Below are 24,597 nucleotides of genomic sequence, written 5' to 3' on the forward strand. Positions count from 1 at the left end.
ATGCGCCTGTTCGGTCGCGATACCGAGTGGCGGGACCTGACGGAGTTCGCTTCGTCCGCCCGGCCCGGCGCGACGCTCGGCCTGGTCTACGGGCGCCGCCGACAGGGGAAGACCCTCCTGCTCGAGCTGCTCGCCCGGCAAACCGGCGGATTCCTGTTCGCGGCCACGCAGCAGACCGAGCTGCAGAATCTCGTGGACCTCGGCGCCGCCTACGCCGCCTTCCGCGGTCTTCGCCAGCCGGTCCTGTTCACCTCGTGGCGCGAGGCGCTGGACGAGCTCATGCGCTTCGGCACCGAGTTTCCGGCACCCGTGATCATCGACGAGTTCCCGTACCTTTCGGCCGTAACACCGACCCTACCTTCTTACCTTCAGCACGCGCTGAGCCCGCTGAGCTTCGCGAAGGAGAACACCCGCACCCGGCTCATCCTCTGCGGAAGCGCCCTGACCACCATGTCCCAACTTCTCAGCGGCAGCGCACCGCTGCGCGGCCGGGCGACCCTCGAACTCGTGGTGCGTCCCTTCGGATTCAGAGAAGCCGCCGGATTCTGGGGACTCGAGCATGATCCGGACTTGGCGTTCCAGGTCAACGCGCTGGTCGGTGGAACGCCCGCGTATCTGGAGATGTGCGGAGGCGAAGGACCGGCCGGCGTCGAGGGTCTCGCCGCCTGGGTGGCTCGCCGCCTGCTGAACCCGGCCTCCGCGATGTTCCGCGAGGGAAGCCTGCTCCTGCGCGAAGAGCCCTCGATCGCGGATCCGACCTCCTACGCCGCCACCCTCGCCGCCATCGCCGCCGGCCACCACAGACGCTCGGAGATCGCAGCTACTCTCGGCCGGCAAAGCGGTGCGCTCGCGCACCTCCTGTCCGGCCTCCAGGACATCGGACTCGTCACCCAGATCGACGACGCCCTGCGCGACAAGCGCAGCGTGTTCCAGATCACCGAACCCGTGATCCGCCTCTACCAGCTACTGATCGCCCGCCACGAACCTGAACTCGTGGCGGGCCGAGCTGAACGCGTCTGGGCCGCGAACGCCGACACCGTAGACAGCCGGGTCCTCGGGCCTCACTTCGAAGACCTCGCCCGCGCCTGGTGTCTCGAGCACGCCTCCGAAACCACACTAGGCGGATACGCAACGCACGTCCGACCCACCGAGATCGCCTGCCGCGAGCACAAACAAGGCCACGAACTCGACGTCGTGGTCACCGAGTCGACCTCCCACGCCGCCGACAGGATCACCGCCATCGGCGAAGCGAAAGCCACCAGCACCCCAATGGACGTGCCGCATCTTGAGCGACTCGAGCATCTTCGCGGCCTCCTGCCCAGCGCAAGGATCAACGGCCTGCCGAAACTGCTGCTCCTCGCTCGCAGCGGCTTCACTCCAGCGCTGGTCGATCTCGCCGCGAGACGCGCAGACATCGAACTGATCGACCTGCACCGGCTCTATCACGGCGAGTAGCTCGCGCGAGGCTGCACGCGCCTGTTGGATCGCGGGGTCGCGAACGTCCGTGGATATGGCCCGCCACGGCGCGGCGCTGTTCATGTGGCGGCGGAGTCGGGCTCGGAGTCGCTCTCAACGTGACAGTGTCCCGTGCCGTGGTGTTGGGGTGGTGGGACGTCCAGGGATGGGTTGCGGTCGAAGAAGCCGGCCGGTTTGAGGCTGAAGCCGACGTATTCGCACGGCATGATGGGCCAGTCCTCGGGGCGCGGTAGGTGGGAGGTGCCGAAGGTGTGCCAGAGGACGACGTCGGTGTTGACCAGGTCGCGCTCCTGGGTGACCCAGGCGCCGATTCCGTCGCCGGGGTGCTGGTTCGGGTAGTCGCCGGCCGCGTGCATCTCGTGGGGGTCGTAGCGGGTGACCCAGAGGTGGTGGCGGGCGAACTCGGCGCGCTTGGCCAGGTCGCTTTCCGGGGCGGCGAGGAGGGTCGGGCCGGTGAACGGGACGAGCTTGTAGCCGACCGGCTCGCCGAAGCGGTTGGTGACGTTCGGGTTGACGACCTTCCAGGTGCGAGCGGTCGCCGGGTTGCACGCTCGGCGTGCGTCGCGCTCGTTGGCGATCGCGGTCTTGCGGGCGACGATGGCGTTGCCGTGCTCGTTGCCGGGGCCGATCGGCAGGCCGACGGCGTCGATTTCCAGGACCGTGTTGTCCGGGCCGTCGATCTCCGGGTCGATGCGCATGTTGAACAGGTGCTGGTGGTTGGGCGCGTCGAGTTGGGGCGCGACGAGCGTGCCGTACTTGGGCGCCGTTCCGGGCGCGACGGCGCGGGTTTGCACGATGCCGGTCAGCTTGGCTTCGAACTGTATGGTGCCGTCGAGGTAGAAGTACCAGAAGAAGCCGTACTCGTAGTTGCCGATCGTGTGGATGGCGGAGACGACGAAGCGGCGGGAGCGGCGGACTTCGGGCTGCTCGGTGTAGCGGAAGTTCCAGTGCTTCCAGAGGATGCCGTAGTCCTCCTCGTGCATGCAGATGGCGTTGGCGATGGTCTGCGGGGTGCCGGCCTCGTCGGCGAGCACGGCGTCGAGGTAGCGGATCTCGCCGAGGCAGTCGCAGCCGAGGGTCAGCGAGCCGACGGTCTTGCCGAGGTTGTACTCCCCGGCGTCGAACACGTTGCGGAAGTAGAAGTCGTTGCCGGTGTCGCCGTAGGGCACGACCATTTCGCTGATCGCGGCGCGGTGCAGGATGGAGCGGCGCCGTTCGCCGTCGAGGTAGGACACGTCGCTGATGACCAGGCCCTCGACGGCGTCGATGTGCGCGTGCAGCCGCCAGCGCTGCCATTCGATGACGTGGCCGGTGACGGTGAACGACGGTCCGTGCGGCTGGGTGATCTCCAGCGGCCGCAGGTCGGTGCGCAGCGGGCCGACGCTGGCGACGTCGTAGTTGCCGCTTTCCGGCGGCAGCGGGATCGGGTCGCCTTCCTCGATCGCGGCGACCGTCTTCTCGTTGCAGTCGATGACGAAGACGAGGTTGCCCACCGGGCGCGCGTAACCGTTGTCCTCGGGGAACTCGCGCACGTAGGCGCTGGCGCGGATGATCCTGCGCAGTGGACTGACGCCGTCTACCGGCAGTGTTCCGGTGGACCACGGGTCGATCTGCAGGAGTTCGAGGTCGTGGACGCCGTGGCGGGCGAGGGCGGCCACGGCGGCCGGGTCCTTCTTGACGATGTCCTCGAGTTCCATGATCTCTTCGATCATGATGGCGGGCTGCACGCCGGGGATGTGCGACCAGTCGGTGATGACGCCGGTGGTCAAATCGACGCGGGCCTCGTAGGTGGCTGCGTCGGCGCGGTCGTAGACGACGAGGAACGCGGCGCGAGCCGGCAGGGCGCAAGCGGCGCTGTTCCACTGGCGCACGGCCTGCTTGTCCGGCAGTGCCGTGCGCACGAGCGGGAACCTGGGGTCGGTCAGTTCCGGCCGGCCGGACCGGATCGCGGCCACGGCGGCGGTGATCTCGTCCGCGCTGAGCGGGTCGTAAGGGTGGCGATGGGAGACTACGGCGCTCACGGACGTCCTTCGGGATGGAGAGGCGGGGCCGACTCGGGATGCGGGGAGCTACGCGGGGCGCAGTTCGTCGCCGATGGCGTCGTCGAGGACGGTCGGCGGCTCGGCGGTGGCGGTGGCCGTTGTGCGCTGCCGCCGGGTCACGGCGAGCGTCCAGATCACGCCGGCCGCCAGCCAGATGGCCAGGGACCACGACACGGTGTCCAGCGGGCTTGGGGCCTGGTAGAAGGCTCCGAAGACCGCGCCGGCCGAGACCAGCGTGCCCGCGGTCGCCGCTGTTATCAGCTTGACCCGGTTCACCTGGTGCCACAATCCGCGGGCGCCGGCCACACTCACGGCGAGGTACATCACCGCTAGGCCGGTGCCGCCGAATCCGGCCATCCAGCCGAACATCGGGGACCACTGCGGCTGGAGCACGCCGGGCTGGCCGGTGGCGAGGGAGAAGACGCCGTTTCGCGCCACGACGAGGATGACGCTCGCGGCGGAGACCCCACCCACCAGAGCCGCACCGACGACCGGAGTGCGGAAGCGCGGGTTGACCCTCGCCAGGGCGGAGGGCAGTCGGCCCGCCCTGGCCATGCCGAGCATGCCCCGGGTCGCGGCGACGCTGACGCCGATGGCGACGGCGGTGATGTCGACGATGATCAGGACGGTGATGATGTTGCCGAAGTCGACGGAGCCGAACGGCGCGGCGGAGGCGAGGGCCTGGAGCGGGAAGACGCTGTTCTTCCAGGCGGTGGCATTCAGCCCGAAGCCGATGTCCTGCGCGTAGGCGGTGAGCAGGAAGTACGCGCCGACGATGGTCAGCGACCAGAGCACGGCGCGCGGGACGTGCTTCTTCGGGTTGTCGGTCTCCTCGGCGAGATTCGCGGCGGTCTCGAAGCCAATGAACATGTTGATTCCGTACAGCACGCCGTAGAGCAGGTCGAGCCGGTGGACCGCGAACGGGTTGAACGGCTGGGCGGACAGGCTGTGCCCGCCGAGCCCGCCCTTGGCGATGATGTAGATCGAGAAGCCAGCGACGACGGCCGAGGAGATCAGCACTAGGGCCAGCTGCGCTCGCACGGACACCTGGACGCCGATGACGACGATGGCCGTGACGACGGCGATGAAGGCGAGGGCGAGCGGCCACCAGGGGACGTTGACGTTGAAGGCGATCTGCAGCAGGTTCTGGGTGAGGCCGCCGAGTACGAGGAACGTGGCCGCCGCGAGGATGAGCATCGCGCCGAAGTAGACCCAGCCGGCGACGGTTCCGGCTGAGGGCCCGAAGGTGTCGCTGACGTATTCGTAGAGCGAGCCGCACAGGTGGATGCGCTTGGCGTATTGGGCGATCACCCAGCCGGCGCCGAAGATGCCGATGCCGGCGATGATGATCGCGACCGGTGTGGCCACGCCGGCACCGCGGCCGGTCGCGGAGAGCCCGACGATGAGCGGCAGCAGGCTGGCGACGGAGAACACCGGGCCCATGAACCCGACCGACTGGGCGAGCACGCCCGTCATCGAGACTTTCGCCCGCCCGAGGGACGCTTTCGGAATATCGCTCATCTCAACTCCTGATGATGGCGGGGCGTCGACACCGACGCCAGCGTGTACGATTTTCGAACTTGGTGTACGAATATTGCGTAGATGTTGGCGTCGGGTTAAGCGGCTGTCAACCAGTTGCCCGCAGGCTGCTACGCGCCGGGCGCGGGGCCGAAAGCAATGGGTGCGGGCGTGAAGGGAAGCAGAATGCGGTTGGACTGCTGGACCAGCAGCCCGCGGACCTCGGCGCGGAACGCGGCGAAGTCGGCGTCGGCGGCGAGCTGCTGCCGTCGGTGCGCGCGGTCGGCGAAGTCGGCGTAGCGCCAGTGGTAGACGAGCGTGTTCAGCTCGCCCATCTCGACGGTGTAGACGCCGACGGGCTCGCCCAGATGCCGCACCTGAGGTTCGCGGCCCGCGCGGTGCCAGGCCGCCAGGTAGCGGGCGGCGCCTCCCGGCACGAGCCGGTAGTTGCGTTCTTCCAGGATCAAGGCACGCCGCTCCTTTCGGCGGGCTGGTCGGCCTCGCCCGGCAGGCGGTGTGCGCCGGCCCGCTCGGCGAGGTGAGCGATTGCGGGCCCGACGCCGTCCAGGTCGGTCATCGCGGCGACGATGCGGTCGGGGCGCACGAAGACGACGTTGCGTCCTTGGGTGTGGAACCAGGGGCGCAGGTGGTTGTCGAGGTCTTCGATGACCACGGTGTCGTCGGACACGCACGGCTGATTGCGGTGGCGGGCGCCTGAGTGCGAGGGGAGAACCTTCACGATGCGCGGCTGGAAGCGGCGGACGGCGGCGAGTTCGGCCTCGGTGAGCCGCGCGAGCGGGTCGCAGCCGAAGCCCAGCACGGCGAACCACGGACCGAGCGCGTCGTCGAGCCGGACGTGCGCGCCGTCTGAGGTCTCGACCATCGGCTGGGGAAGCATGCGGCCGATGCCTGGCGGGCCGCCGGCGTCACCGTCAAGCGCCACGAAGCCGTTGCGGTAGTCGGGGAGGGGTTTGAAGCGCATCTCCAGGATCCATGCGCGGATCGCGGGCGCGAGGGATGCGGCGCGCAGGACCAGATCACGCACCCGCGCGACGGATCGCCGCTTGGGTGCGAGGACGCGGCCGAGCGTGGTGGACAACTCGATCATGGCCTTCGCGTGCGGTCGACGCTCTTCGTCATAGGTGGCCAGCAGGGATTCGTCGCTCTGTCCGCGCACGATCGCGGCCAGCTTCCAGCACAGGTTGGCGACGTCTCGGATGCCTGTGTTCACGCCTTGTCCGGCCCACGGCGGCATCAGGTGCGCGGCGTCGCCGGCGAGCGCGATGCGTCCCTGGACGAAGCGCGCTGCGATACGGGAGTGGTGCGTGTAGACGCGGGCGCGCAACACGTCATCGGCTGCGCCGGCGCCGGAATGTCGGCGCAGCAGATCCTCGACCCGGTCGGGGGCGAGCAGTTCGTCGGCGTCTTCGCCGGGGAACAGCATGAACTCCCAGCGCCGGTGGTCGTCGGGTAGGTGCGCGGACACGTACGGGCGGCGCGGGTCGCAGTGCAAAGCGGTGTACGGGGCGTCGAACGGGTCCTTCGCGCAGTCGATCACGACCCACCTGTGCGGGTGAGTCGATCCTTCGAGCGGGATGCCGAGCCGGCTGCGTACGAAGCTGCGGCCGCCATCGGCGGCGATCACGTAGTCGGCGCGGACCTCGTGGTTCTCGTCGAACGGATCGGTCATCAGCAGGCTGACGCCACCCTCGTCCTGCTCGAGCTCGCGCAGCCGGGTGCCGAGTTCCATGCGGACGTGAGGGAAGCGCCGCAGACCCTCGCGCAGGACGGCTTCTGCCTTCGGCTGCATGAAGATGTTGCGCTTGTGCCAGCCGTAGTCGCGAGTCGTGGGACGGATGTCGGCCAGGCAGTGGCCCGAGGCGTCGAAGAACTTCAGCGGCACGTTCTGGATCGTCGAACGCAGTACCTCGTCGGCCAGGCCGGCGGTTTGGAACGTGCGCAGACTCTCGTCGTCGATGCCGATGGCGCGTGGGTAGTCGACGACGTCTGATTCGCGCTCGACGATCAGTGTGTCGATGCCGTAGGTGCCGAGCAGGTTCGCCGCCGTTGCTCCGACAGGTCCGGCGCCGATGACGGCGACGGACACACTCTGCGTCCCGGTCATGGCGCACCGCCCGCGAGAAATTCGGAGATTAGCCGGATGAACTCGGCGGGATTGTCGTCGTGCACGTAGTGCCCGGCGTCCGGAACCTGCGCCCAACGCAACGACGGCTGCCGGTGCGCCATCTGCTCGCAGGTCTCGCGCGGTAGGAAGTCCGAGCGATCGCCGCGAATGACAAGAGTGCGGCATCGCAGAGCTTCGACACAGGCCCACAGGTCGATCGGCCCGGCGGGGTCGCCAGTGAGACGCGCTGCGGCGATGCCCTCCATGTCGAGGCTCCATTCGTAGCGCCCCGCGTCGGTGCGCCTCACGGTGTTCTCGATTCGGGAGGCCAGCGCGGCGTCAGTGATGTCAGGACGCAGCCGACGCCAGTACGCGCGCACGGCGTCGAGCGAGTCGAAACCGGGCGGCGTCTCGCGCATCTCGCGCAGGATCCGGTTGGCGCCGTCGGTGCTCGTCGACGAGCCGGGGCCGATGTCCTCGACCACGAGCGCGGTGACCTGATCGGGGTGGCGCGCGGCGTAGGCATAGCTGACGGATCCACCCAAGGAGTGCCCGACGAGGGCGAAGCTGGGCAGTTCGAGGAGTTCGGTGAGTTCTTCCAGATCGCTGACGTAGGCGTTGACGTAGTAGTCGCGCTCGGGGTCCCAGGAGCTCTCACCGCGGCCGCGCAGGTCGGGTGCGATCACCCGGTGCGTCTGGCCGAGGACGCGGGCGACCGGATCCCAGGTGCGTGCGTAGCTGCGCAGCCCGTGGACCAGGATGACCGCGGGCGCGTCGGCCTCGCCCCACTCCAGATACCGACACGTCAGGCCATTGATGATCGCATGGCGGCTTGACCGCATGGTCGTGATCACAGCGCCCGTCCTTGCCCGCGCCTACCGCAGCCCGTCCTCGCCGCGCACCTCGTCGGCTGTGAGCCCGCCCAGCCGGGCGTGCAGCCGACCGCGCGAGGCGAAGGCGAAGGCGACGACGACCTCGTCGGGGCGCGGGGCGTCGCCGAAGGCGATGGAGATCGTGTCGTAGTTGGACCGCACGTACAGCGCGTCCTTGTGGGCCAGCGGAATGTCGATCACGGTGCCCGCGGCGGCGACCTTGCCGGTTGACGGCACCCATGACTTGCCCCCGCCGACTGCCTCGCGCACCGGATCGGCGAACAGTTGGGTGAGGAACGCGTTGCCGTGTTCGTACTCGCCGGACACCCCGACGACGGCGGCCTTGCCATAGCTCTGCATCGGCGTTCCGGCTGCCGCCTCGATGATCCGGCGGCCGAACTCGCGGCCCAGTTCGTCGGACTTGGCGACGATGTCGCTCAGATCCTCGCTGAAGCGGCCGGCATAGGGGTTGTGGACCGCGGCGGCGATGACGATGCGGCGGATCGGCGCTCCGTCGGGAAGCTGTCCGGTCTCGTTGGCGAGCACCTCCTCGACGTGTGTGAACCACTTGCGGACGTGGTAAGGGCCGAAGTTGGCGTCTGGCATGTTTCGTAGGCTCCTGATTCACTGGGCGCGATGACTGGTCGGTGGTCGGTCGAGCCGGGCAGGGTACGGCTGGGCGGGGTCGGACCGTGTCAGGCCGGGTCAGGTGAAGAGGGGGTCGAGCACGATGGGCTCGCTCGGCGCGTTGTGCTCGCCCAGGACGCGGCGGCCCTCGGCGTCGTCGGTGACGGTCTCGGCGAAGAACTCGAACCGGTTGCCGTCGGGGTCCTCGAAGTAGAGACCGAAGCCGACCTTGTGGTCCGTGGTCTTGACGACCTTCACGTCCTTGGACAGCAACATCCCGTAGAGGCGGCGCAGCTCGTCCACGTCGCCCTCGATCTCCAGCCCGTAGTGCTGAAGGCCGATGCCGCCCTGCTGCGCCCCGTCCGCCGCTTTGATCAGCGCGAGGTCGTGGTGCTTGCGGCCGAAGGAGAGGAACACCCACTGCGGCCCGCGCGCGGTGATCTGCATGTCGAGGATGTCCGCGAACCAGAGCGCGGACGCCTCGGGGTCGCGCACGAACAGCGATAGGTGCGTGCGGTTGATCACGGGCTTGACGGCGCTGTGCGCGACGGGGGTGAGCTCGGTGTCGATGTCGGTGTCGGTCATTGGCTTGCTCCAGGTCTGATCAGTGCTGAGCGGTCGAGACCGCGGCGGCCACGGCGGGAGTCCACGCGACGTCGGTGATCTCGGGGAACTCGCGCCACTCCTTGGTGAAGCTGCGGCCGGCGTCGGTGGAGCGCAGCAGGTGGCCGTACTTGGTGCCGGCGAACACCAGTTCCGGGTCGGCCGCGTGTGTGCCGAACGCCCACACGGTTGAGTTGGCCGGGACGTCGAGGGCTGATTCGGTCCAGCTGCGGCCGAGGTCGTCGGAGCGGAAGATGCGCGTCGTCGTCCCGGGCGTGCCGTCGCCGATTCCAAGCAGCATCGAGCTCGTACCGGGCAGACGGGCGACCAGCCGGGTGTAGTAGATGCCCCAGGTCTCTTTCGTGCCGGTGCGCGTCCAGGTCTCGCCGTCGTCCTGACTGACGAACAGCGCGTTGACGACGGCGCACACCAGCGTCTTCGGCGGCCCGTCGAGCACCAGAATGCAGTGCACGTCGGAGACCGTGACGCCGTCCGGAAGTTCGCGCGCGGCGCCGTCGACACGTTCCCACGTGTCGCCGCGGTCGCGGCTGCGCCACAGGCCGCCCTCCTCGACGCCGAACCACACGGACTTGGCGTCTACGTGGTCGTAGGCGGCGGTGAGGATGCGCGGTTTGCTGACACCGGCGCAGCGCTCTGGCAGTTGCGGAGGCAACCGGTCCCAGGTCGCGCCGCCGTCGCCGGTGCGGTAGACGGCCGCGCGCGACGGTGCTCCGGTGCCGATGAGCATGCCGTCCGGATCGTTCGGATCGATCGCGATCGACCAGACCTGCATGTCGTTGAACGGTGTCTCGACGCGCGTCCAGTGCGTGCCGGCGTCGTCACTGCGCGCCAGGCCGACGTCCGCGCCCGCGAAGACCACTTCCGGTTGCCCGGGGTGGACGGCCAGCGCGCGCACCACGGCGTCGAACTCAAGTCCCTGATCGAGCGGGATGCGGTGCCAGGTGGCGCCGTCGTCGTTACTGCGCAGCACCCCCTGCCCGGCGGTGGCGACCAGTATCGTGCCCTGCATCAGTGCGCTCCTTCTCGGATGTCGGCGGGCCGCGTTCACAGGAAGACGCCGCGGGTCAGGCCGCCGTCGATGCCGAGCGATTCGCCGGTGATGCCGCCCGCGCCCGGCCCGGCGAAGAAGCAGACGGCGGCGGCCACCTCGTCGGCGGTCAGGACTCTGCGAATCGGGGTGCGGGCGATGAAGTTGCGCTCGACCTGGTCCGGAGTGATTCCTTCGGCGGCGGCGTTCTTGGCGTAGAGCTCGTGGATGTGCTCGGTCTCCACGACGCCGGGGTGCAGCGTGTTGACGGTGATGCCGTCCGGACCGAGCTGGTCCGAGAGCACCTTCGTCATGTGCACGATCGCGAGGTTGCGCATGCCCGACAGCGCGTGGCTGGAGCGGCCGGTCAGCCCGCCGATGTTGACGATCCGGCCGTATCCGTTCGCGCGCATCAGCGGGGCGACCGCCTTGATGCAGCGGAAGTAGCCGACGACCTTCGTGTTCAGGTCCGCGAGCAGCGCGTCCGGATCGGCCTGCGCGATGTCGTTGCGCACCAGGCCGGCGGGCGCGGCGGCCCCGTTGACCAGGATGCCGACCTGCCCGATGTCCGCGGCCGCCGCGGCCAGCCCGGTCACCGAGTCGGTGTCGGTGGTGTCGGCCGCGACCGGGAACACCTCGCCGCCGAGTTCGGCGGTGATCTCCTCGGCCGCCGCCTCTAGGAGGGCCAGCCGGCGTGCCGCGATGACGACCTGCGCGCCGCGGCGCACCAGGGCGCGGGTGACGGCCTTGCCGATGCCCAGGCCACCACCGGTCACGATGGCGACCTGACCGGAGAGCTCCTTCGGGTCGGTGCCGATGCCGGTGCCGGTGACAGTGCTCATGTCAGGGCTCATGTCAGGTTCACCCACACGCTCTTGGTCTCGGTGTACTGGTCAAGCACGGCGCGGCCCATCTCCCGGCCCCAGCCGGACTGCTTGTAGCCGCCGAACGGCGAGGCCGGATCGGTGAGGTTGTAGCAGTTGATCCACACGGTTCCGGCCTTGATCGCGGCGGCGATCCGGTGTGCCTTGGTCAGATCGTTCGTCCACAGCCCGGCGGAAAGCCCGTAGGGGCTGTCGTTGGCCTTGTCGATCAGGTCGTCCACGTCGGTCCAGCGCATGGCGACCAGCACCGGCCCGAAGATCTCCTCGCGCACGACGCGCATCGCGTGCGTGGTCTCGGTGAGCACGGTCGGTTCGAGGAAGTAGCCGTCCGCGTACTCGGCGCCGAGCCCGGCCGGCCGCGAGCCGCCGCAGGCCAGTTCCGCGCCGTCGGCGAGCCCCGATTCGATGTAGGAGCCGACGGTGTCCAGCTGCGACGCGGAGACCAGTGGTCCCATCTGTGTCGCCGGGTCGTGACCCGGTCCGACGACGATGCGGCGGGCCTCGTCTATGAGGGCTGACATGACCTCGTCGTAAATATCCGCGTGCACGTACAGGCGGGAGCCCGCGGTGCAGGTCTGGCCCTGGTTGAAGAAGATGCCGTCGCAGGCGGCCCGCGCCACGGCGGCCGGATCGGCGTCGGGCAGCACGATGTGCGGCGACTTGCCGCCGAGTTCCAGCGAGACCTTCTTCATGTTGCCCAGCGCCGCCGCCGTCACCAGCCGGCCGACCGCGGTCGAGCCGGTGAACGCGACCTTGTCCACGCCGCCGTGGCCGGCGATCGCGGCGCCGACGACGCTGCCGAGTCCGGTCACCACGTTGACCACGCCGGACGGAAAGCCGGCCTGCCCGATCAGCTCGGCCAGCCGCAGCGTGGACAGCGAAGTCTGTTCGGCGGGCTTGAGAACCACCGCGTTGCCCATCGCCAGCGCGGGCGCGAGCTTCCACGCGGCCATCGACATCGGGAAGTTCCATGGCACGATCGCGCCGACCACGCCGATCGGCTCGTGCACGGTGTAGTTGAGCACGCGCAGCCCGCCGCGCGGCGAGATCGGGATGGTCGAGCCCTCGAACTTGCTCGGCCAGCCGGCGAAGTAGCGAAACAGCTTCGCCGTGGTGCCGACGTCCACCGCGCGGGCGACTGAGACGGGTTTGCCGTTGTCCAGGGACTCGATGAGCGCGAGTTCGTCGGCGTGCGCCTCGACGAGGTCGGCCAAGGCGTGCAGCAACTCGCCGCGCTGCAAGGGACTGATATCGCGCCAGCCCGGATCGGCAAGCGCGGCGCGGGCCGCGGCCACCGCGTCGTCCACGTCGGCCCGCTCTCCGGCGGCGAGCGTGGCCAGTGGCTGTCCGGTGGCCGGATTGACGGAGACGACGGTCCGGCCGCCGCTGCTCGGCCGCCATTGCCCCGCAATCAGCAGGCCATGGTCGCGCGCGATGAATCCGGCGACTTCGGAGGGCGTGGTCGCGGGGATGGAGGGGCCTTCCAGCACGGTCATAGCGCCATCTCGATCAGGTGCGGGCCGCCGGAGGCGACGGCATCGGTCAGGGCGGTGCGCAGTTGCGCGACGGTGCTCACGCGTTCGGCGCCTACGCCGAATCCGGTCGCGAGCGCGACCCAGTCGATCCGCGGCTCGGCCAGACTGGTCAGCGCCGCGGCCTGCGGGCCGAAGTCGGTGGCGCCGTGCCGCGCGAGTTCGGTGCGCAGCACGTTGTAGGTGTGGTTCGCCGCGATCAGCACCGTGACATTGGCGCGCTCTCGGCTCATCGACCACAGCGCCTGTGCGGTGTACAAGCCGCTGCCGTCCGACTGCAACGCGATGACTGGCCGGTCTGGCGCCGCGATCGCTCCTCCCAGCGCGCAGGGCAGTCCCTGCCCGATCGCGCCGCCGGTATTGGTGAGCACGGTGTGCGCGGGCGCCGCTGCCGAGGCGCTGTAGAACGGATAGCCGCACGTGCCGCCCTCGACGGACACGATCGCTCCCTCGGGCAAGCAGGCCGCGACCAGTCGGCCGACGCCTGGCCCGGTCAGCGGACCGTCCTGCTTGGGGGCCTGCGCCTTCGCGGCGGGAGTCGGCGTTCGTGTCGAGCCGGCGCCGAGCAGGTCGGCCAGTTCGAGCAGCGCTTCCTCAGCGTCCTCATGCGGGCGGGCGAGGCGGATGACGGAGCTCGGTTGCGCGAGCAGGCTCGGCAGGCCGGTGTACCCGAAGTACGCCACCGGATCCTCGGCCCCGGCGACGACGACCTCGCCCTTCCCGAACGCCGCAATGGCCTGCTCGGGAAAGTAGGGCAGCCGATCGATGCTCGGCAGGCCGCCGCCACGTTCGGCCCGCGCCGGGAAGGTCTCGCTGTAGAGAGCCACGCCGAGACTCGCGGCGATACGGCCGGCGGCCTGCTGCCCCGCGCGCGTCAAACCGTTGCCGCCGAGCAGCAGCGTCGCGCGCGATCCCGCATCACGCAGCCGTGCCGCGACCTCCTTGATCCGGTCGCTTCCCACGCGGGCGCGCCCGTATCGATCAGCCGTTTCAGGGTGCTGCTCACGCGCCGGCAGCTGCGCTGCCCGCTCCTGCTGGTAGTCGGCGGGCACGATCAGCGTCGAGACGCCGAGCGCGCGGTGCGCGTCGTCGATCGCGCCGCGCGTCGCCGCGTCGATTTCGGCGCGGTCGCGCACCGTGCGCACGGAGCCGACAGTGGCCGCCAGCGCCGTGATGTCTGAAGTCAGCGGCGCGTCGAACGGCAGGTGCCAGCTCGCGTGATCGCCGATCACGTTGACCAGCGGCGTGTTCGCGCGGCGAGCGTTGTGCAGGTTCGCCAGCCCGTTGGCCAGGCCGGGCCCGAGGTGCAGGACGGTCATCGCGGCCCGGCCCGCGACGCGCGCGTAACCGTCGGCAGCGCCGGTGCACACGTTCTCGTGCAGGCCGAGCACGGCCCGCACACCCGGCACCCGGTCGAGCGCCGCCACCAGCGGCATCTCCGTCGTACCGGGATTGGCGAAGCACACCTGCACGCCGCGCCGCGTGGCGGCGAGCACGAGCGCCTCGGCGCCGCTGACAGCTTCGTCGATCAAGACCGCTCCGTGAGTGCGATTATCGTACATGAAGTACGCTTAGCGGTAAGAGTAAACGGACTCACGGAGTTGGGGAAGACCCCGACGACAATCGGTTGCGAAAAGGCGTCCGGACGCGAAACGGGTGCACCGCCAGGTCCAGCGGTGCACCCGTGCTTCGGCCTTTGCTTCGGCCTTGAGACGCCTTGTCAGCTCATTGCGGCAGTGCGCCTGTCGCGGCTCATGCTTGTACGGCGGACTCCGTACTGTGCTCGCCGGACAGCCGCCGAGCGGCTTCAGCCGCCGCGGCCATGACCAGTTCGGGGACCGCCGGGTCCGCGAGTGCGACGCCGAGCTGCACCACGCCGATGCTCGCCGTCGCCCAGTCGGACGCCGCGATCGGCGCGGCGACTCCGATCGCGCCGGTCTGCAGCGCGCCGACACTGAGTGCGTAGCCTGCGCGGCGGGCCGCTTTCACGTCCTGCGGATCGGCGTCAGCGGCCGGGCGCCCGGCGAGGATGGCGAGTCCGTCGGCGCCGACGTCGAGCGGGTGCCGGGCGCCTTGGCGCAGCGCCAGGTGGAAGGTGCTCTGCGGAGGTTCCTCGGTCAGCAGGACCAGGGCCTGGTCGCCGTCGGCGACGCTGAGCAGTGCCGTGCTGTTGGTCTGCTCGCTCAGCTGCCGCAGGATCGGCAGCACGGTCGCCTGCAGCCTGGGGCGCAGATGGCTGGCCAGTTCGGCGATGCCGAACCCCAGCACGTACCGAGTGCCGGCCCGCCCGATCAGGCGGTGCGATTCGAGTGTGCGCAACAACCGGTAGACGACCGCGCGCGCGGTGGAGAGCCGCTCGGCCAACTCCCCGGCCGTCAGTCCGTCGCTGTGCGCGGCAAGCAGCCAAAGGACGGCGAGCCCCCGGTCAAGAGTCTGGGACGTCTCCCCATTTGTCGCGCTCATCGCGTGGTGCCCTTCGTGGCCGAGCGGTTGGGCGTACGCCGCAGTCCTGGTTTTAGCACACACGCGACACGCCATTCGCACGGACCGCGTGTGCCGATTGACCGCGATGCAAGTCAAGACGTAGTGTACGTCTATCGTCCAGAAGGAACGGTAATCGAACATGCCGCAGCGTTCAGTCGCAGAGGATCTGGCACGAGACCTCCCCGCCACGCCGTTCGTGGCCGGGCGGTTCGAGTCCGGCCCCGCGTCCCAGAGCTTCGATGTCGTCGACCCGGTCACCGAGAAGGTTCTCACCACCGTGGCGGAGGCCGACGGCGACACGGTGGACCGCGCCGTCGCGTCCGCGCACCGGGCTCTCGACGAAGGCGAGTGGGGCCGGATGGACGGCGCCGCCCGGGGAGAGTTGCTCCATGCCTTCGCGCAACTGCTCCAGGACCGCGCGGAATCGTTCGCCGATCTGGAATCGCTCGACGTGGGCAAGCCCGCCATCGAGCCGCGCGTGATCGACCTGCCGCAGGCGATCGCCACCTTCCGGCACTACGCCGGCTGGGCCGATAAGCTGACCGGTCACTCCATCCCCACCTCCGGCTATCAAGGGCGCGCGACGCTGAGTTACACGGTGCGCCAGCCGATCGGCGTCGTGGCCGCGATCACCCCCTGGAATTCGCCCACGATGATCGGCTCCTGGAAGATCGCGCCCGCTCTGGCCGCCGGCTGTCCGGTGATCCTCAAGCCGCCGGAGGACGCCCCGCTCACCTCGCTCCTGCTCGCGCAACTGGCCGCGCAGGCCGGGTTCCCGGCCGGCGCGCTCAGCGTCCTGCCCGGACGCGGTCCCACGACCGGCCGCCTTCTTGTCGAACATCCCGGCGTCGACAAGGTCTCCTTCACCGGCAGTCCGCAGACCGGATACCAGGTCGCGATCGCGGCGGCGAAGGGCTTTCGCCCGACGACTCTGGAACTCGGCGGCAAGAGCCCGCAGATCGTCTTCGCCGACGCCGACCTGGCCGCCGCCGCGCAGGGGGTCGCGCTCGGGATCTTCGCGAACCAGGGCGAGGTGTGCGCGGCGGGCAGCCGGATTCTGGTGGCCCGCGCCGTGTACGACGAGTTCGTGGACCGGCTCGTGCAACTCGCCGCCGCCGTGGTCCCCGGCGACCCGTTCGACCCGGAAACCACGATGGGCGCGCTCATCAACCCGCGGCAGCTTGAGCGGGTCCTGCGTTACATCCGCCTCGGCCATGATGAGGGCGCGCGACTCGTCGCCGGAGGAGGGCGCCCGGACCGTCCCGGGTACTTCGTGCAGCCCACGCTGTTCGCCGACGCCGCCAACTCGATGACCATCGCCCGCGAGGAAGTCTTCGGTCCGGTCGGCACCATCATCGCCTTCGACGATGACGAGCAGGCGGTCACACTCGCCAACGACAGCGATTACGCGCTCGCCGCGACGCTATGGACGACGGACCTGTCGCGCGCGCACGCCATGGCCCGCCGCGTGCGCGCCGGCGCGGTCGCCGTCAACGGCTGGTCCCCGCTCGACCCGCGCCTGCCGTGGGGCGGATCGAAGCTCAGCGGCCACGGGCGCGAGCTGGGTCTGGCAGGCATCGAAGCGAACACCGAGCTCAAGACCGTGACCATCGTGCTCTGAGCCGCACTCCGCGTACAACACAGCAATCGAAACCCGCCAGGAACTGGGAGTCCCGCATGCCTGTCCGCATTCTCGTCACCTACTACAGCTCTACCGGATCAGTTCACCGCCTCGCCGCGGCGGTCCGCGACGGCGCCGAGTCCGCGGGCGCGCAGGTCCGGCTGCGCCGGGTGGCCGAACTCGCCCCGCCCGAAGCACTCGCCTCGAACCCGGCCTGGGCGCAGCACCACAGCGAGACCGAGAGCCGGATACCGGTGGCAAGCCTGGACGACCTCGAGTGGGCCGACGGCTACGCGTTCGGCACTCCTACCCGCTACGGTGCCCCCGCGGCGCAGCTCAAGCAGTTCATCGACTCGGCCAGCAGCCTCTGGCAAGCCGGGAAGCTCGCGGACAAGCCGGTGACCGCTTTCGTCTCCTCCGCGGAACAGCACGGCGGGCAGGAGGCCACGATCCTCTCGCTCAACAACGTCTTCTACCACTGGGGCGCGGTCATCGTCCCGCTCGGCTACACCGACGACATCGTCTACGCCGCAGGCGGAAACCCCTACGGCACCTCATGGCCGGCCGGCTACCCCTCCACGATGCCCGACGAGACCGTCCTCGAGTGCGCCCGCTACCAGGGCCGACGCCTGGCCCGATTCGCCGAGATGCTAGCCCCGGCGCGAAACGAGTCAACCGCCGTCCCAGCCTAGGCCCGACATTTGCCCGACCACGGCTGGCCCGGCACCGTGCTAGCCGCCACCGTGCTGGCCGCCGCGGCCTACAGCGTCGGCCGCATCGTGGTCGGACCACTGCGCGGCCGACGTGTGCATTACGACGTTGACCTCACGCACGCCCTCATGGGCACCAGCATGGCCGGAATGTTCGTCGCGAACCTCAGCTTCCTCAGCCCCGCGATATGGCAGGCGGCATTCGCCGTGATCATCGCCTGGTACGCGACACGCGCCATCCTCGGCGCCCAGATCAGCTACAGCAGCTCACAGCGTGGCCTACTCGACCAGACCGGACACCTGTTGTCCGTCGCGGCAATGCTGTACACGCTCCACGCCACGCCGTCAGCGACCACCGAAGCAACCGAGCACGCGACCACGGCTTCGAGCACACCCATGGATATGGCCATGCCCTCAGCCGGAACGGTGCACGCAAACGCACACGTACCCGCGCTCGCGCTACTGTTCGCGGCGCTCCTACTCGGATATATCGTCCTGGTCGCCAACCGCGCCCGACAAGCCATCCGAGCGCATGTCCCGCCCGCCATCCGCCATCCGCCGCTTGCTCCGCGGACCGGCGTCGCCTGCGAAGTAGTGATGTGTGCCGCGATGACCATCATGCTGACCACCGCACTCTGAGCCCCTGTCAGAACACGCGGCGAACCGGATCGCGACGAGGCGTCCGTGCGCCGTGTATCAGGAAACGTTCAGCGCGTAGAGGGTCATCCGGCCGCCGTCCGTGGCCGAGGCGGCGCTGGTGGCCTGTTGGTAGTCGCCTACCTGGAAGCGCTGGTCGGTGCCTATGAATACGGACATGACTCGCGCGGTGTGAGTGCCTGTCAACCTGTTGTAGGTAGCAGACAGTCCGAGCGTTCCGTCGCCGTCGTCGGTGATCGTGTAGCTGAACACGCCGCCCAGCGGGATCCCAGTGAGCAGGCTGATGCTCTGCGAGGCGGTGCCCTGCAACTCCTGCTTGACGACGACCACGAGGCTGCCGTCGCGGTAGTGCAGCATCACGAACGGGATCGACTTGATCGAGCCGCCGCCATGCACCTGCCCGACGCAGATGTCCGGGTCCTCCTGCGGGACCTGGCTGACCGCGAGCGTCGCGGTGAGCCTATGCACGCCATCCGTACCGAACATCCAGTCGCGGGTGGAGACCAGTTCGGTGCGCGCGTGCTCAGAGCTCGCGGTCGTCGCCCCCTGCGCCGGCGCCCAGAAAGTCACGCTTCCGTCGCGATTGCGGATCAGCCACGGCGCCGTGACCGCGGCGGTGTCGAGCTGTGTGGCCGTGCCGCTCAGGGCGCCCCGAGCGTTGACCGGCAGCGTGAGCCTCCAGCCGTCCAGCTGGATCGGCACCGTCCTCGGCGGCGTGGTGCTCGTGCTCTGCGCCGGCTCGCTTCTGCCCGCGCCGGAGCCGCCGGGGGACCGCGCGACGGGCGGGGACACACTCGCAGACCCGGTCGCGGGCGCACCATTGGCGCCCGCGGCGGCCGACCTGCTTCCGCCGCAGCCGGACAGGATTGCCGCACCCGTCAGCGGCACGGCCAACCAGAACGCTACGCCTGCCAGCAATCCGGACCGCCCGCGCAGCCACCCGATGAATGGATCGTGCCCAAGCATCAGCCCGCAGCTCCTTTCAAGACACGTTGTGCACATGCCGGGGCGCCACTTCCCTGGTTGGGCGGCGCTTGGGTTGCCTCGTTGCGTGGAGCGCCTCGAGGAGGAAGCCGAGCAGGATCGCGGCGATCGCCGCCGCGCCGAGCCACGGGAACGGCGGCGGCGCCACCACGTTGTGGCCGGCGAAGCTCACGTCGCCCGTGACGCCGATCGGGGCGAGGACCGTGGAGTCTTCCAGGGCGAGCAGGCTGCGCGGGTTGACGCCGGCGCCGATCTTCTCGGCCAGCACGTTGATCCTGTGCGCCGCCAGGGTGGCTCCGGAACCGACGTGCAGGCCCTCGGTCACCTGGTCGATTCGGGTTCCGGTCAACGACATCGAGGCCTGCGTGTGGATCCCGGTCCCGCCGCCGCGCAGCATGCCGCCCTCCACGACGAGGCCGGGCGAGGAGTTGGCTATGGCGTTGTCTGCGAAGCCGCTGAGCGAGGGGTTGAGGATGCGCACCCCGGCCGCGCCCTTGGCGACGGTGATCGCGTTGTGCGCGCCGTTGACCGTGACGGTGTCGAGTAGGACGGTGTGCGGTTTCAGGTAGATCTGGATGCCCTCGCCGCCGCCCTGCACGGTGGTGTGGGAGATCGTCACACCGTTGCCGGAGATCGCGATGCCCGCTCGTGCGCCGCCGTGGACGGTGGTGCCTGTGACCGAGATTCGGGCCGCGGTCGGGCCGATCCGTATGCCGGTGCCTCGTGAATCGATCGATCCGCCGGCGATTGTGACGTCGTGGCCGCCGATATCCACCCCATAGGCGCCGGATCCGCTCACGGTGACCCCGGCCAGCGCGACCGTGTCGGCCTGTGAGCCGACGAGGATGCCGTATGTGACTGCGTCGAATACGCCGCGGGTCACAGTGACGTGGCTGCACTTCCGGCTGATTTTGAGGCCGACCGGATAGCCCTTGGTCACCGCGTCCGCGACGGTGCAGCCCGTGCAGTTGCTCAGCTCGATCCCCCCGGCCACGTCGCCGGTACTGGTCAGGTGGTCGACTGTCAGACCGCTGATGTTGGCCGCGGCGAGGCCGAAGCCGGTGTTGCCGGAGGTGGTCAGGCCGGAGAGGGTGCGGTTCGCTGACCCATGCCCGACGCGCACGCCATGGCCGCCGTTCTGCTGGCTGGCCACCGCATCGACGGTGGTACCGGTGTCGTTCTCCAGGACCAGACCGTCCTTGGCCGACCCGGTCACGGTGACCTGCTTCAGCGCGACGCCGCTACTGCCGGCCAGCCGCAGCCCCGCATAGCCCCCGGCCACCTTGACTGCGACCGCGTGGCCTGTGGCGCCCCGGCCCCAGACCAGCCCCGAGTCGTCCGGTGCGGAGGCATTGCCGAGCCCGGTGACGCTCGCGCCGTCCAGGCTCAGCGTGGCGCCGAGCCCGGCACGCAGGTACGGCCGGGCCGGGTCGGTCGGCGGCAGCGGCCCGTTGGTGCCGGGGTCGAATGAGGTGAGCGCTGTCCCGGTGACTGCGAAGGAGCCGCGCGTGACCCGGATCCAGGTGCCGTCAGCCAGTTGCAGCGTGGACAGCTCGCCGGTATCAGTGGACACACTCGCACCGCCGGTGATCGCCAGCGCTGAGTTCAGCCGCGCCACGCCGGGCGCCGGCCAGGAGACCCACTGGTCCGGCAGGTTCCGGGCGAGCCAGAGGACTGATAGTTGCCCGGTCGGGTGGGGCAAGGCCAGTTGCAGCACGCCGTCTCGCAGGATGTACACCTTGTGAAGAGTGACGACCGTGAGCAGCGGGGGCTGGCCGTCCTTGGACCACAGCGTCTTGGTGATCCGGGCGGCGCGGGCAAACTGCGCGGCGGCCTTCGCGGCGGAGGCGGGTTTGCGTGCGCTGCGCTGCTGCTGGAGGCTCTGCTGGTGGGCGAGGTCCTTCGCGGTCTTCGCCGGGGGCGGGTAGGCCGCGGCTGAGGCCGGGGCGGGGGCCGTCCACCAGGCCGACGCCAGCAGGGCCGCGGTGAACACCGTCGCTCGCCATCGCGGCATGCCGCGGCCCGATATTCGCCGCGGGGCGCTTGCCTGCGGATCCGGTGCCGCCATATCACCCACCTCCTTGCATCGAGGCCGCAGCGGTCCGCACGACTTGGCCGTTCTCGACCTGGACCTGCCGGGTGAGCCAGCGCTGCTTGCGGATGGTCAGCAGCGCGTTGAGCTTGATCGCGCCCATCACGAAAGTGGCCAGGATGTAGCCGGGCATGATGAAGAAGTCCTGCGGGCGCCTGCGCAGATGTGGCAGCACCTTGATGCAGCGGCTGACCCACCACCAGCCCAGCAGCGTCCACACGAAGAACCAGTTGCGGTGGAGCAGGGCCAGAGTCATGAACGTCGGTGCGAAGAACAAGGTGAAGCCGCCCATCGCCTTGTCCAGCATGGTGAAGGCGAGGAAGGGCCGCTTCCACACCCAGCGGCTCGACAGGGCTCGCAGGTCTGAGCGCCAGGTGTTGCGCGCCCAACGCAGCCGCTGCTTATAAAACACCTTCCAGGTCTTCGGGAACGTGGACCATACACGCGCCGTGCGCTGAAGATAGGTGTCGTACCCGCTCTCCAGCAGCAGCGAGGTCAGCCGCTTGTCGTCCCCGGACATGCACGGGACGCCCCAGAACGTCTCGCTCATGAACTCCTCCGCGATGTCCAGCAGGATCTCTCGCCGGTAGATCGCGGTCCGTCCGGACAGGCAGGAGACGGCCCGGCCCATCACCGTCTGCGCCGCGTTCTCGTCGAAATACCGGTAGTCGAGGAAAATGTCGTTGATCCGCGGCAGGAAACCCTTGGGGTTGTACACGTTCTGCCGGGTGCCGACCCCGCCGATCCTCGGGTCGGCAAACGGCTTGCACACCTCCGCAGCCACATCGGAGGCCCAGATGGTGTCCGAGTCCACCAAGGCCACCAGGGGTGTGGTGCAGTACTCCCAGCCGGTGCGCAGCGCGTGCCGCTTGCCCGGCACGTCGGTGACGACGATCGTGACCGGATACCGGCAGCCGATCGCAATGCAGGCCTCGTCCGTGGCGTCGATCACCAGCACGATCTCCTCGACGCCATTCGCGAGCCAGGACTCGATCGCCCGCGCGAAGATGACCGGGTCCTCCTGGTACACGGGCACCACGACGGACATCGGTAACCAGAAGTCGTTCTCAACCGGCTTGTAGAGCGCCGCCGGGATACGCCGGATCAGCCACATTGCCCAGCGGAACAAGCCCAGCGCACCCAACGGGAAGAAGGCGACGTAGTAGCGGAACAGGAAATTCATCTCGATGAGGCCGGTATCCCGTCAACGTCGGCCTTCCAGTCGTCCGCCTCGCTGGAGACGATCTTGGAGAGGCGGTCGTTGACCTCTACCGTGGCGCGCAGCAGCGGCAGGTCGATGCCGACGGTGTCCGCGAAGCCGAGGAAACCCTGAGTGTCTTTGGGCAGGCAGACCCCGCCGTAGGGAGCGCCGCCGCGGATTCCGTAGTTCGGGTTGAACGAACCCTCGGCGGACTTGGCGACGACCGCGGCGATCGGATCGAGGTCCACGCCGAGTTCCCTCGCCACCAGCCACATCTCGTTCCAGAAGCTGATCTTCGTGGCGTTGAAGAGGTTGTGCGCGCACTTGAGCAGCTCGGCCGAGACCGGTTCGCCGAAGGTGCGAAGCTCCCCGCCGAATGGCGCGAGCAGCGCGCTGAGCCGCTCGACGGTGCGGACGGACCGGGAGGCGACGACGGTCATCCAGGGCCAGCGGAAGTCCTCGGCCGCGGACGCCGCGCGCAGGAACTCAGGGTTCGAGGCCAGGGTGAAGCCCGAGTAGAGGTTCTTGCCCGAACCGCTCTCCAGCGACTTGCGCACCAGGCCGTCGGTGGTGCCGGGCGGGACGGTGGAACGCACCACGACCGTGTGGTCGGCCTCGGCGTCGGCGAGCGCGCGGGCCACCTCGGCGGTGCCGGCCGCAAAGGCGGACAGGTCGTAGCTGTGGCCGATGTTCGGTGTCGGCAGGGTGAGGAAGACGAACGAGGACCGCTCGCCGGCCAGCACCAGTTCGTCGCGCGCGTCGAGGCCGAGGCCGCGCAGGTACTCCAGACGGGCCGGGCTGACGTCGATGAACGTGACCTCATGGCCTGCGGCGAGAAAGCCCTCGCCGGTGGCCTTGCCGACCACACCGGAGCCGACGATGAATATGCGGGCAGGAGACATTACATCCCTTTCACACGTCAATGCTTTGCGTTAAGCGCTACTCGTCCGCAGAATCCGGCACAGCCCCCCGAAGACCTCCGTGTCGAACGGGGGCGGCCGCCGAAAGGCCGAGGTATCAACGGCCTGTGGTTCGGGTTCTCCTACGGACGGAACGAGCCTGGCAACGTGACGATGAAGCGATGATGAAGATCCACGCGGCCCCGGCGCCTCACTTCGCCAGTGGCAGCCAAACGCGGACCTGCGCGCCGCCCTCCGGGGCGTTCGCGGCCTCTGCCCGGCCGCCGTGTAGCTGGGCGACCGAGTGGACCAGCGCCAGGCCGATGCCGTGGCCGCGGCTGTCGCCGCGGGCGAAGCGGCTGAAGACATGCGGCAGCAGCGCCGCAGCGAATCCGGGTCCGTCGTCGGCGACGCAGATCTCGGCCTCACCGCGGGTGGCGGCCGTCGTGACCGTCACGTTCTCGGCGTGGGCGGCCGCATTGCGCACGAGGTTGTCCAGCAGTTGCCTGAGAAGCGACTCGTCGGCGTTCACGACGATCGGCGGGCACGGCTGCATCTGCACCCGCACGCCGCCGGCCGCTGCTACTTCGACGACCTCCTCGGCTAGCAGGTCTAGGCGCAGCGGGGTGCGGTTGAGCGCGACCGTTCCGCCTTCGAGGCGGGCCATGTCCAGCAGGCGGGAGACCGCGCGCCCGGCGCGCTCGGTGGCGGCTCTGGTCTCGCTAAGCGCCTCCGCGTACTCCTCGGCCGTGCGCGGCCGTGACAGCGCCTGGCTGACCGCGGCCTGGATGACCGCGAGAGGAGTACGCAGTTCGTGGGCGGCGTCGGCAAGGAAGTCGCGCTGGAAGCGCTGCGCCCGCCGAGCCGGGGCCTGCGCGACGCCGGCGATCAACCAGGCGCCGACGGCGGTCAGCCCGATCAGCCCCGCCGACCCGACAGCGAGCCACCACGCCATGCGGTCCAGAGCGGCGTGGTAGTCGTCCAGCGTCTGCATCGCCACGGCGATGTTCCCGTCCTCGCGCTCGGCGGCGGCCAGCACGTAGGTGCCCTGGCCATCGGGATAGAGGTCCTGGAACACCAGTCCGTCCGCATCCCGGCCGCGCACGGCATCGCGGATCCACACCAGGCCCGGTTCCTCATCGAAGTCCGCCGGCGCGGTGACCGTGTTGTTCGGGGCGATCCACCAGATGTCGAACGGCTCCCGGGTCCCCGGCTTGTGCGA

General features: G+C 69.4%; 21 protein-coding genes. 4 read left to right on the forward strand and 17 right to left on the reverse strand.

What is annotated here, in order from left to right; all coding sequences use genetic code 11:
- Window positions 1-1,455: hypothetical protein (locus VFA06_RS14855; protein WP_324841143.1), on the forward strand; the 1,455-nt coding region annotated here is incomplete at its 5' end.
- Window positions 1,456-1,535: 80 nt separating this feature from the next.
- Here VFA06_RS14855 and VFA06_RS14860 read toward each other — a convergent pair.
- The 12 genes from VFA06_RS14860 to VFA06_RS14915 all read right to left on the reverse strand — a co-directional run bounded on the left by VFA06_RS14860 (window position 1,536) and on the right by VFA06_RS14915 (window position 15,190).
- Entirely contained in the window at window positions 1,536-3,497 is a 1,962-nt protein-coding gene (locus VFA06_RS14860; protein WP_324841144.1) for a primary-amine oxidase, read from the reverse strand.
- Between the two features lie 48 nt (window positions 3,498-3,545).
- Window positions 3,546-5,039 carry an APC family permease gene (locus VFA06_RS14865; RefSeq protein WP_324841145.1) on the reverse strand — a complete coding sequence of 498 codons (1,494 nt, stop codon included), beginning with the start codon at window positions 5,037-5,039 and terminating at the stop codon, window positions 3,546-3,548.
- Window positions 5,040-5,167: 128 nt separating this feature from the next.
- Window positions 5,168-5,503, reverse strand: a complete 336-nt coding sequence (locus VFA06_RS14870; RefSeq protein ID WP_324841146.1) for an NIPSNAP family protein — start codon at window positions 5,501-5,503, stop codon at window positions 5,168-5,170.
- The gene (locus VFA06_RS14875; RefSeq protein WP_324841147.1) at window positions 5,500-7,161 is read right to left on the reverse strand and encodes a bifunctional 3-(3-hydroxy-phenyl)propionate/3-hydroxycinnamic acid hydroxylase; all 1,662 of its coding nucleotides are present in this window, start codon (window positions 7,159-7,161) and stop codon (window positions 5,500-5,502) included. The genes VFA06_RS14870 and VFA06_RS14875 overlap by 4 nt, the downstream gene beginning before the upstream one ends.
- A complete protein-coding gene (locus tag VFA06_RS14880; RefSeq protein ID WP_324841148.1) occupies window positions 7,158-8,015 on the reverse strand; it encodes an alpha/beta hydrolase in 858 nt (285 codons plus the stop codon). Before VFA06_RS14880 ends, VFA06_RS14875 begins: the two co-directional genes overlap by 4 nt.
- 21 nt (window positions 8,016-8,036) lie before the next feature.
- Window positions 8,037-8,639, reverse strand: coding sequence for an amino acid synthesis family protein (locus VFA06_RS14885; RefSeq protein WP_324841149.1), 603 nt, complete (start codon window positions 8,637-8,639; stop codon window positions 8,037-8,039).
- A 99-nt stretch (window positions 8,640-8,738) separates the two neighbouring features.
- Window positions 8,739-9,245 carry a VOC family protein gene (locus VFA06_RS14890; protein ID WP_324841150.1) on the reverse strand — a complete coding sequence of 169 codons (507 nt, stop codon included), beginning with the start codon at window positions 9,243-9,245 and terminating at the stop codon, window positions 8,739-8,741.
- Between the two features lie 19 nt (window positions 9,246-9,264).
- Window positions 9,265-10,293 carry a WD40/YVTN/BNR-like repeat-containing protein gene (locus tag VFA06_RS14895; RefSeq protein ID WP_324841151.1) on the reverse strand — a complete coding sequence of 343 codons (1,029 nt, stop codon included), beginning with the start codon at window positions 10,291-10,293 and terminating at the stop codon, window positions 9,265-9,267.
- Between the two features lie 35 nt (window positions 10,294-10,328).
- Complete coding sequence (locus VFA06_RS14900) at window positions 10,329-11,153, reverse strand: SDR family NAD(P)-dependent oxidoreductase (RefSeq protein WP_324841152.1); 825 nt, start codon at window positions 11,151-11,153, stop codon at window positions 10,329-10,331.
- 8 nt (window positions 11,154-11,161) lie between these two features.
- Window positions 11,162-12,691 (reverse strand): aldehyde dehydrogenase family protein, encoded by a 1,530-nt coding sequence (locus tag VFA06_RS14905; RefSeq protein ID WP_324841153.1) that lies wholly within the window; start codon window positions 12,689-12,691, stop codon window positions 11,162-11,164.
- A complete protein-coding gene (locus tag VFA06_RS14910; RefSeq protein WP_414639897.1) occupies window positions 12,688-14,289 on the reverse strand; it encodes an acetolactate synthase large subunit in 1,602 nt (533 codons plus the stop codon). The genes VFA06_RS14905 and VFA06_RS14910 overlap by 4 nt, the downstream gene beginning before the upstream one ends.
- A gap of 190 nt (window positions 14,290-14,479) precedes the next feature.
- Window positions 14,480-15,190 (reverse strand): IclR family transcriptional regulator, encoded by a 711-nt coding sequence (locus VFA06_RS14915; protein ID WP_324841155.1) that lies wholly within the window; start codon window positions 15,188-15,190, stop codon window positions 14,480-14,482.
- Between the two features lie 160 nt (window positions 15,191-15,350).
- Here VFA06_RS14915 and VFA06_RS14920 point away from each other — a divergent pair, with 160 nt between their 5' ends.
- Genes VFA06_RS14920 through VFA06_RS14930 form a run of 3 tightly spaced genes read left to right on the forward strand, consistent with a single transcriptional unit; the run spans window position 15,351 to window position 18,181 of the window.
- Complete coding sequence (locus VFA06_RS14920) at window positions 15,351-16,832, forward strand: aldehyde dehydrogenase family protein (protein ID WP_324841156.1); 1,482 nt, start codon at window positions 15,351-15,353, stop codon at window positions 16,830-16,832.
- A 56-nt stretch (window positions 16,833-16,888) separates the two neighbouring features.
- Window positions 16,889-17,524 (forward strand): NAD(P)H:quinone oxidoreductase, encoded by a 636-nt coding sequence (wrbA, locus tag VFA06_RS14925; protein WP_324841157.1) that lies wholly within the window; start codon window positions 16,889-16,891, stop codon window positions 17,522-17,524.
- A gap of 9 nt (window positions 17,525-17,533) precedes the next feature.
- Window positions 17,534-18,181 carry a DUF5134 domain-containing protein gene (locus VFA06_RS14930; protein ID WP_324841158.1) on the forward strand — a complete coding sequence of 216 codons (648 nt, stop codon included), beginning with the start codon at window positions 17,534-17,536 and terminating at the stop codon, window positions 18,179-18,181.
- Between the two features lie 57 nt (window positions 18,182-18,238).
- Here the strand turns inward: VFA06_RS14930 and VFA06_RS14935 are convergent, their stop codons facing one another.
- The 5 genes from VFA06_RS14935 to VFA06_RS14955 form a co-directional block, all read right to left on the reverse strand.
- The gene (locus VFA06_RS14935; RefSeq protein ID WP_324841159.1) at window positions 18,239-18,991 is read right to left on the reverse strand and encodes a polysaccharide lyase family 7 protein; all 753 of its coding nucleotides are present in this window, start codon (window positions 18,989-18,991) and stop codon (window positions 18,239-18,241) included.
- Window positions 18,992-19,181: 190 nt separating this feature from the next.
- A complete protein-coding gene (locus VFA06_RS14940; protein WP_324841160.1) occupies window positions 19,182-21,176 on the reverse strand; it encodes a right-handed parallel beta-helix repeat-containing protein in 1,995 nt (664 codons plus the stop codon).
- Window positions 21,177-21,252: 76 nt separating this feature from the next.
- Window positions 21,253-22,458 (reverse strand): glycosyltransferase, encoded by a 1,206-nt coding sequence (locus VFA06_RS14945; RefSeq protein WP_324841161.1) that lies wholly within the window; start codon window positions 22,456-22,458, stop codon window positions 21,253-21,255.
- Window positions 22,455-23,378: an NAD(P)-binding domain-containing protein gene (locus VFA06_RS14950; RefSeq protein WP_324841162.1), complete on the reverse strand. Its 924-nt coding sequence runs from the start codon at window positions 23,376-23,378 to the stop codon at window positions 22,455-22,457. The genes VFA06_RS14945 and VFA06_RS14950 overlap by 4 nt, the downstream gene beginning before the upstream one ends.
- A 208-nt stretch (window positions 23,379-23,586) precedes the next feature.
- Window positions 23,587-24,597 (reverse strand): HAMP domain-containing sensor histidine kinase (locus VFA06_RS14955; RefSeq protein WP_324841163.1); only part of this gene is annotated, 1,011 nt, incomplete at its 5' end.

The sequence above is a fragment of the Actinocrinis sp. genome, from assembly GCF_035653575.1.
GTDB lineage: Bacteria > Actinomycetota > Actinomycetes > Streptomycetales > Catenulisporaceae > Actinocrinis.

Excerpts from the sequence above, each read along its gene's own strand:
- VFA06_RS14865 (WP_324841145.1), bottom strand. The coding sequence starts at position 5,039 with ATGAGCGATATTCCGAAAGCGTCCCTCGGGCGGGCGAAAGTCTCGATG.
- wrbA (WP_324841157.1), top strand. The coding sequence starts at position 16,889 with ATGCCTGTCCGCATTCTCGTCACCTACTACAGCTCTACCGGATCAGTT.
- VFA06_RS14950 (WP_324841162.1), bottom strand. The coding sequence starts at position 23,378 with ATGTCTCCTGCCCGCATATTCATCGTCGGCTCCGGTGTGGTCGGCAAG.
- VFA06_RS14910 (WP_414639897.1), bottom strand. The coding sequence starts at position 14,289 with ATGTACGATAATCGCACTCACGGAGCGGTCTTGATCGACGAAGCTGTC.
- VFA06_RS14945 (WP_324841161.1), bottom strand. The coding sequence starts at position 22,458 with ATGAATTTCCTGTTCCGCTACTACGTCGCCTTCTTCCCGTTGGGTGCG.
- VFA06_RS14905 (WP_324841153.1), bottom strand. The coding sequence starts at position 12,691 with ATGACCGTGCTGGAAGGCCCCTCCATCCCCGCGACCACGCCCTCCGAA.
- VFA06_RS14890 (WP_324841150.1), bottom strand. The coding sequence starts at position 9,245 with ATGACCGACACCGACATCGACACCGAGCTCACCCCCGTCGCGCACAGC.
- VFA06_RS14900 (WP_324841152.1), bottom strand. The coding sequence starts at position 11,153 with ATGAGCACTGTCACCGGCACCGGCATCGGCACCGACCCGAAGGAGCTC.
- VFA06_RS14875 (WP_324841147.1), bottom strand. The coding sequence starts at position 7,161 with ATGACCGGGACGCAGAGTGTGTCCGTCGCCGTCATCGGCGCCGGACCT.
- VFA06_RS14920 (WP_324841156.1), top strand. The coding sequence starts at position 15,351 with ATGCCGCAGCGTTCAGTCGCAGAGGATCTGGCACGAGACCTCCCCGCC.
- VFA06_RS14915 (WP_324841155.1), bottom strand. The coding sequence starts at position 15,190 with ATGAGCGCGACAAATGGGGAGACGTCCCAGACTCTTGACCGGGGGCTC.
- VFA06_RS14885 (WP_324841149.1), bottom strand. The coding sequence starts at position 8,639 with ATGCCAGACGCCAACTTCGGCCCTTACCACGTCCGCAAGTGGTTCACA.
- VFA06_RS14895 (WP_324841151.1), bottom strand. The coding sequence starts at position 10,293 with ATGCAGGGCACGATACTGGTCGCCACCGCCGGGCAGGGGGTGCTGCGC.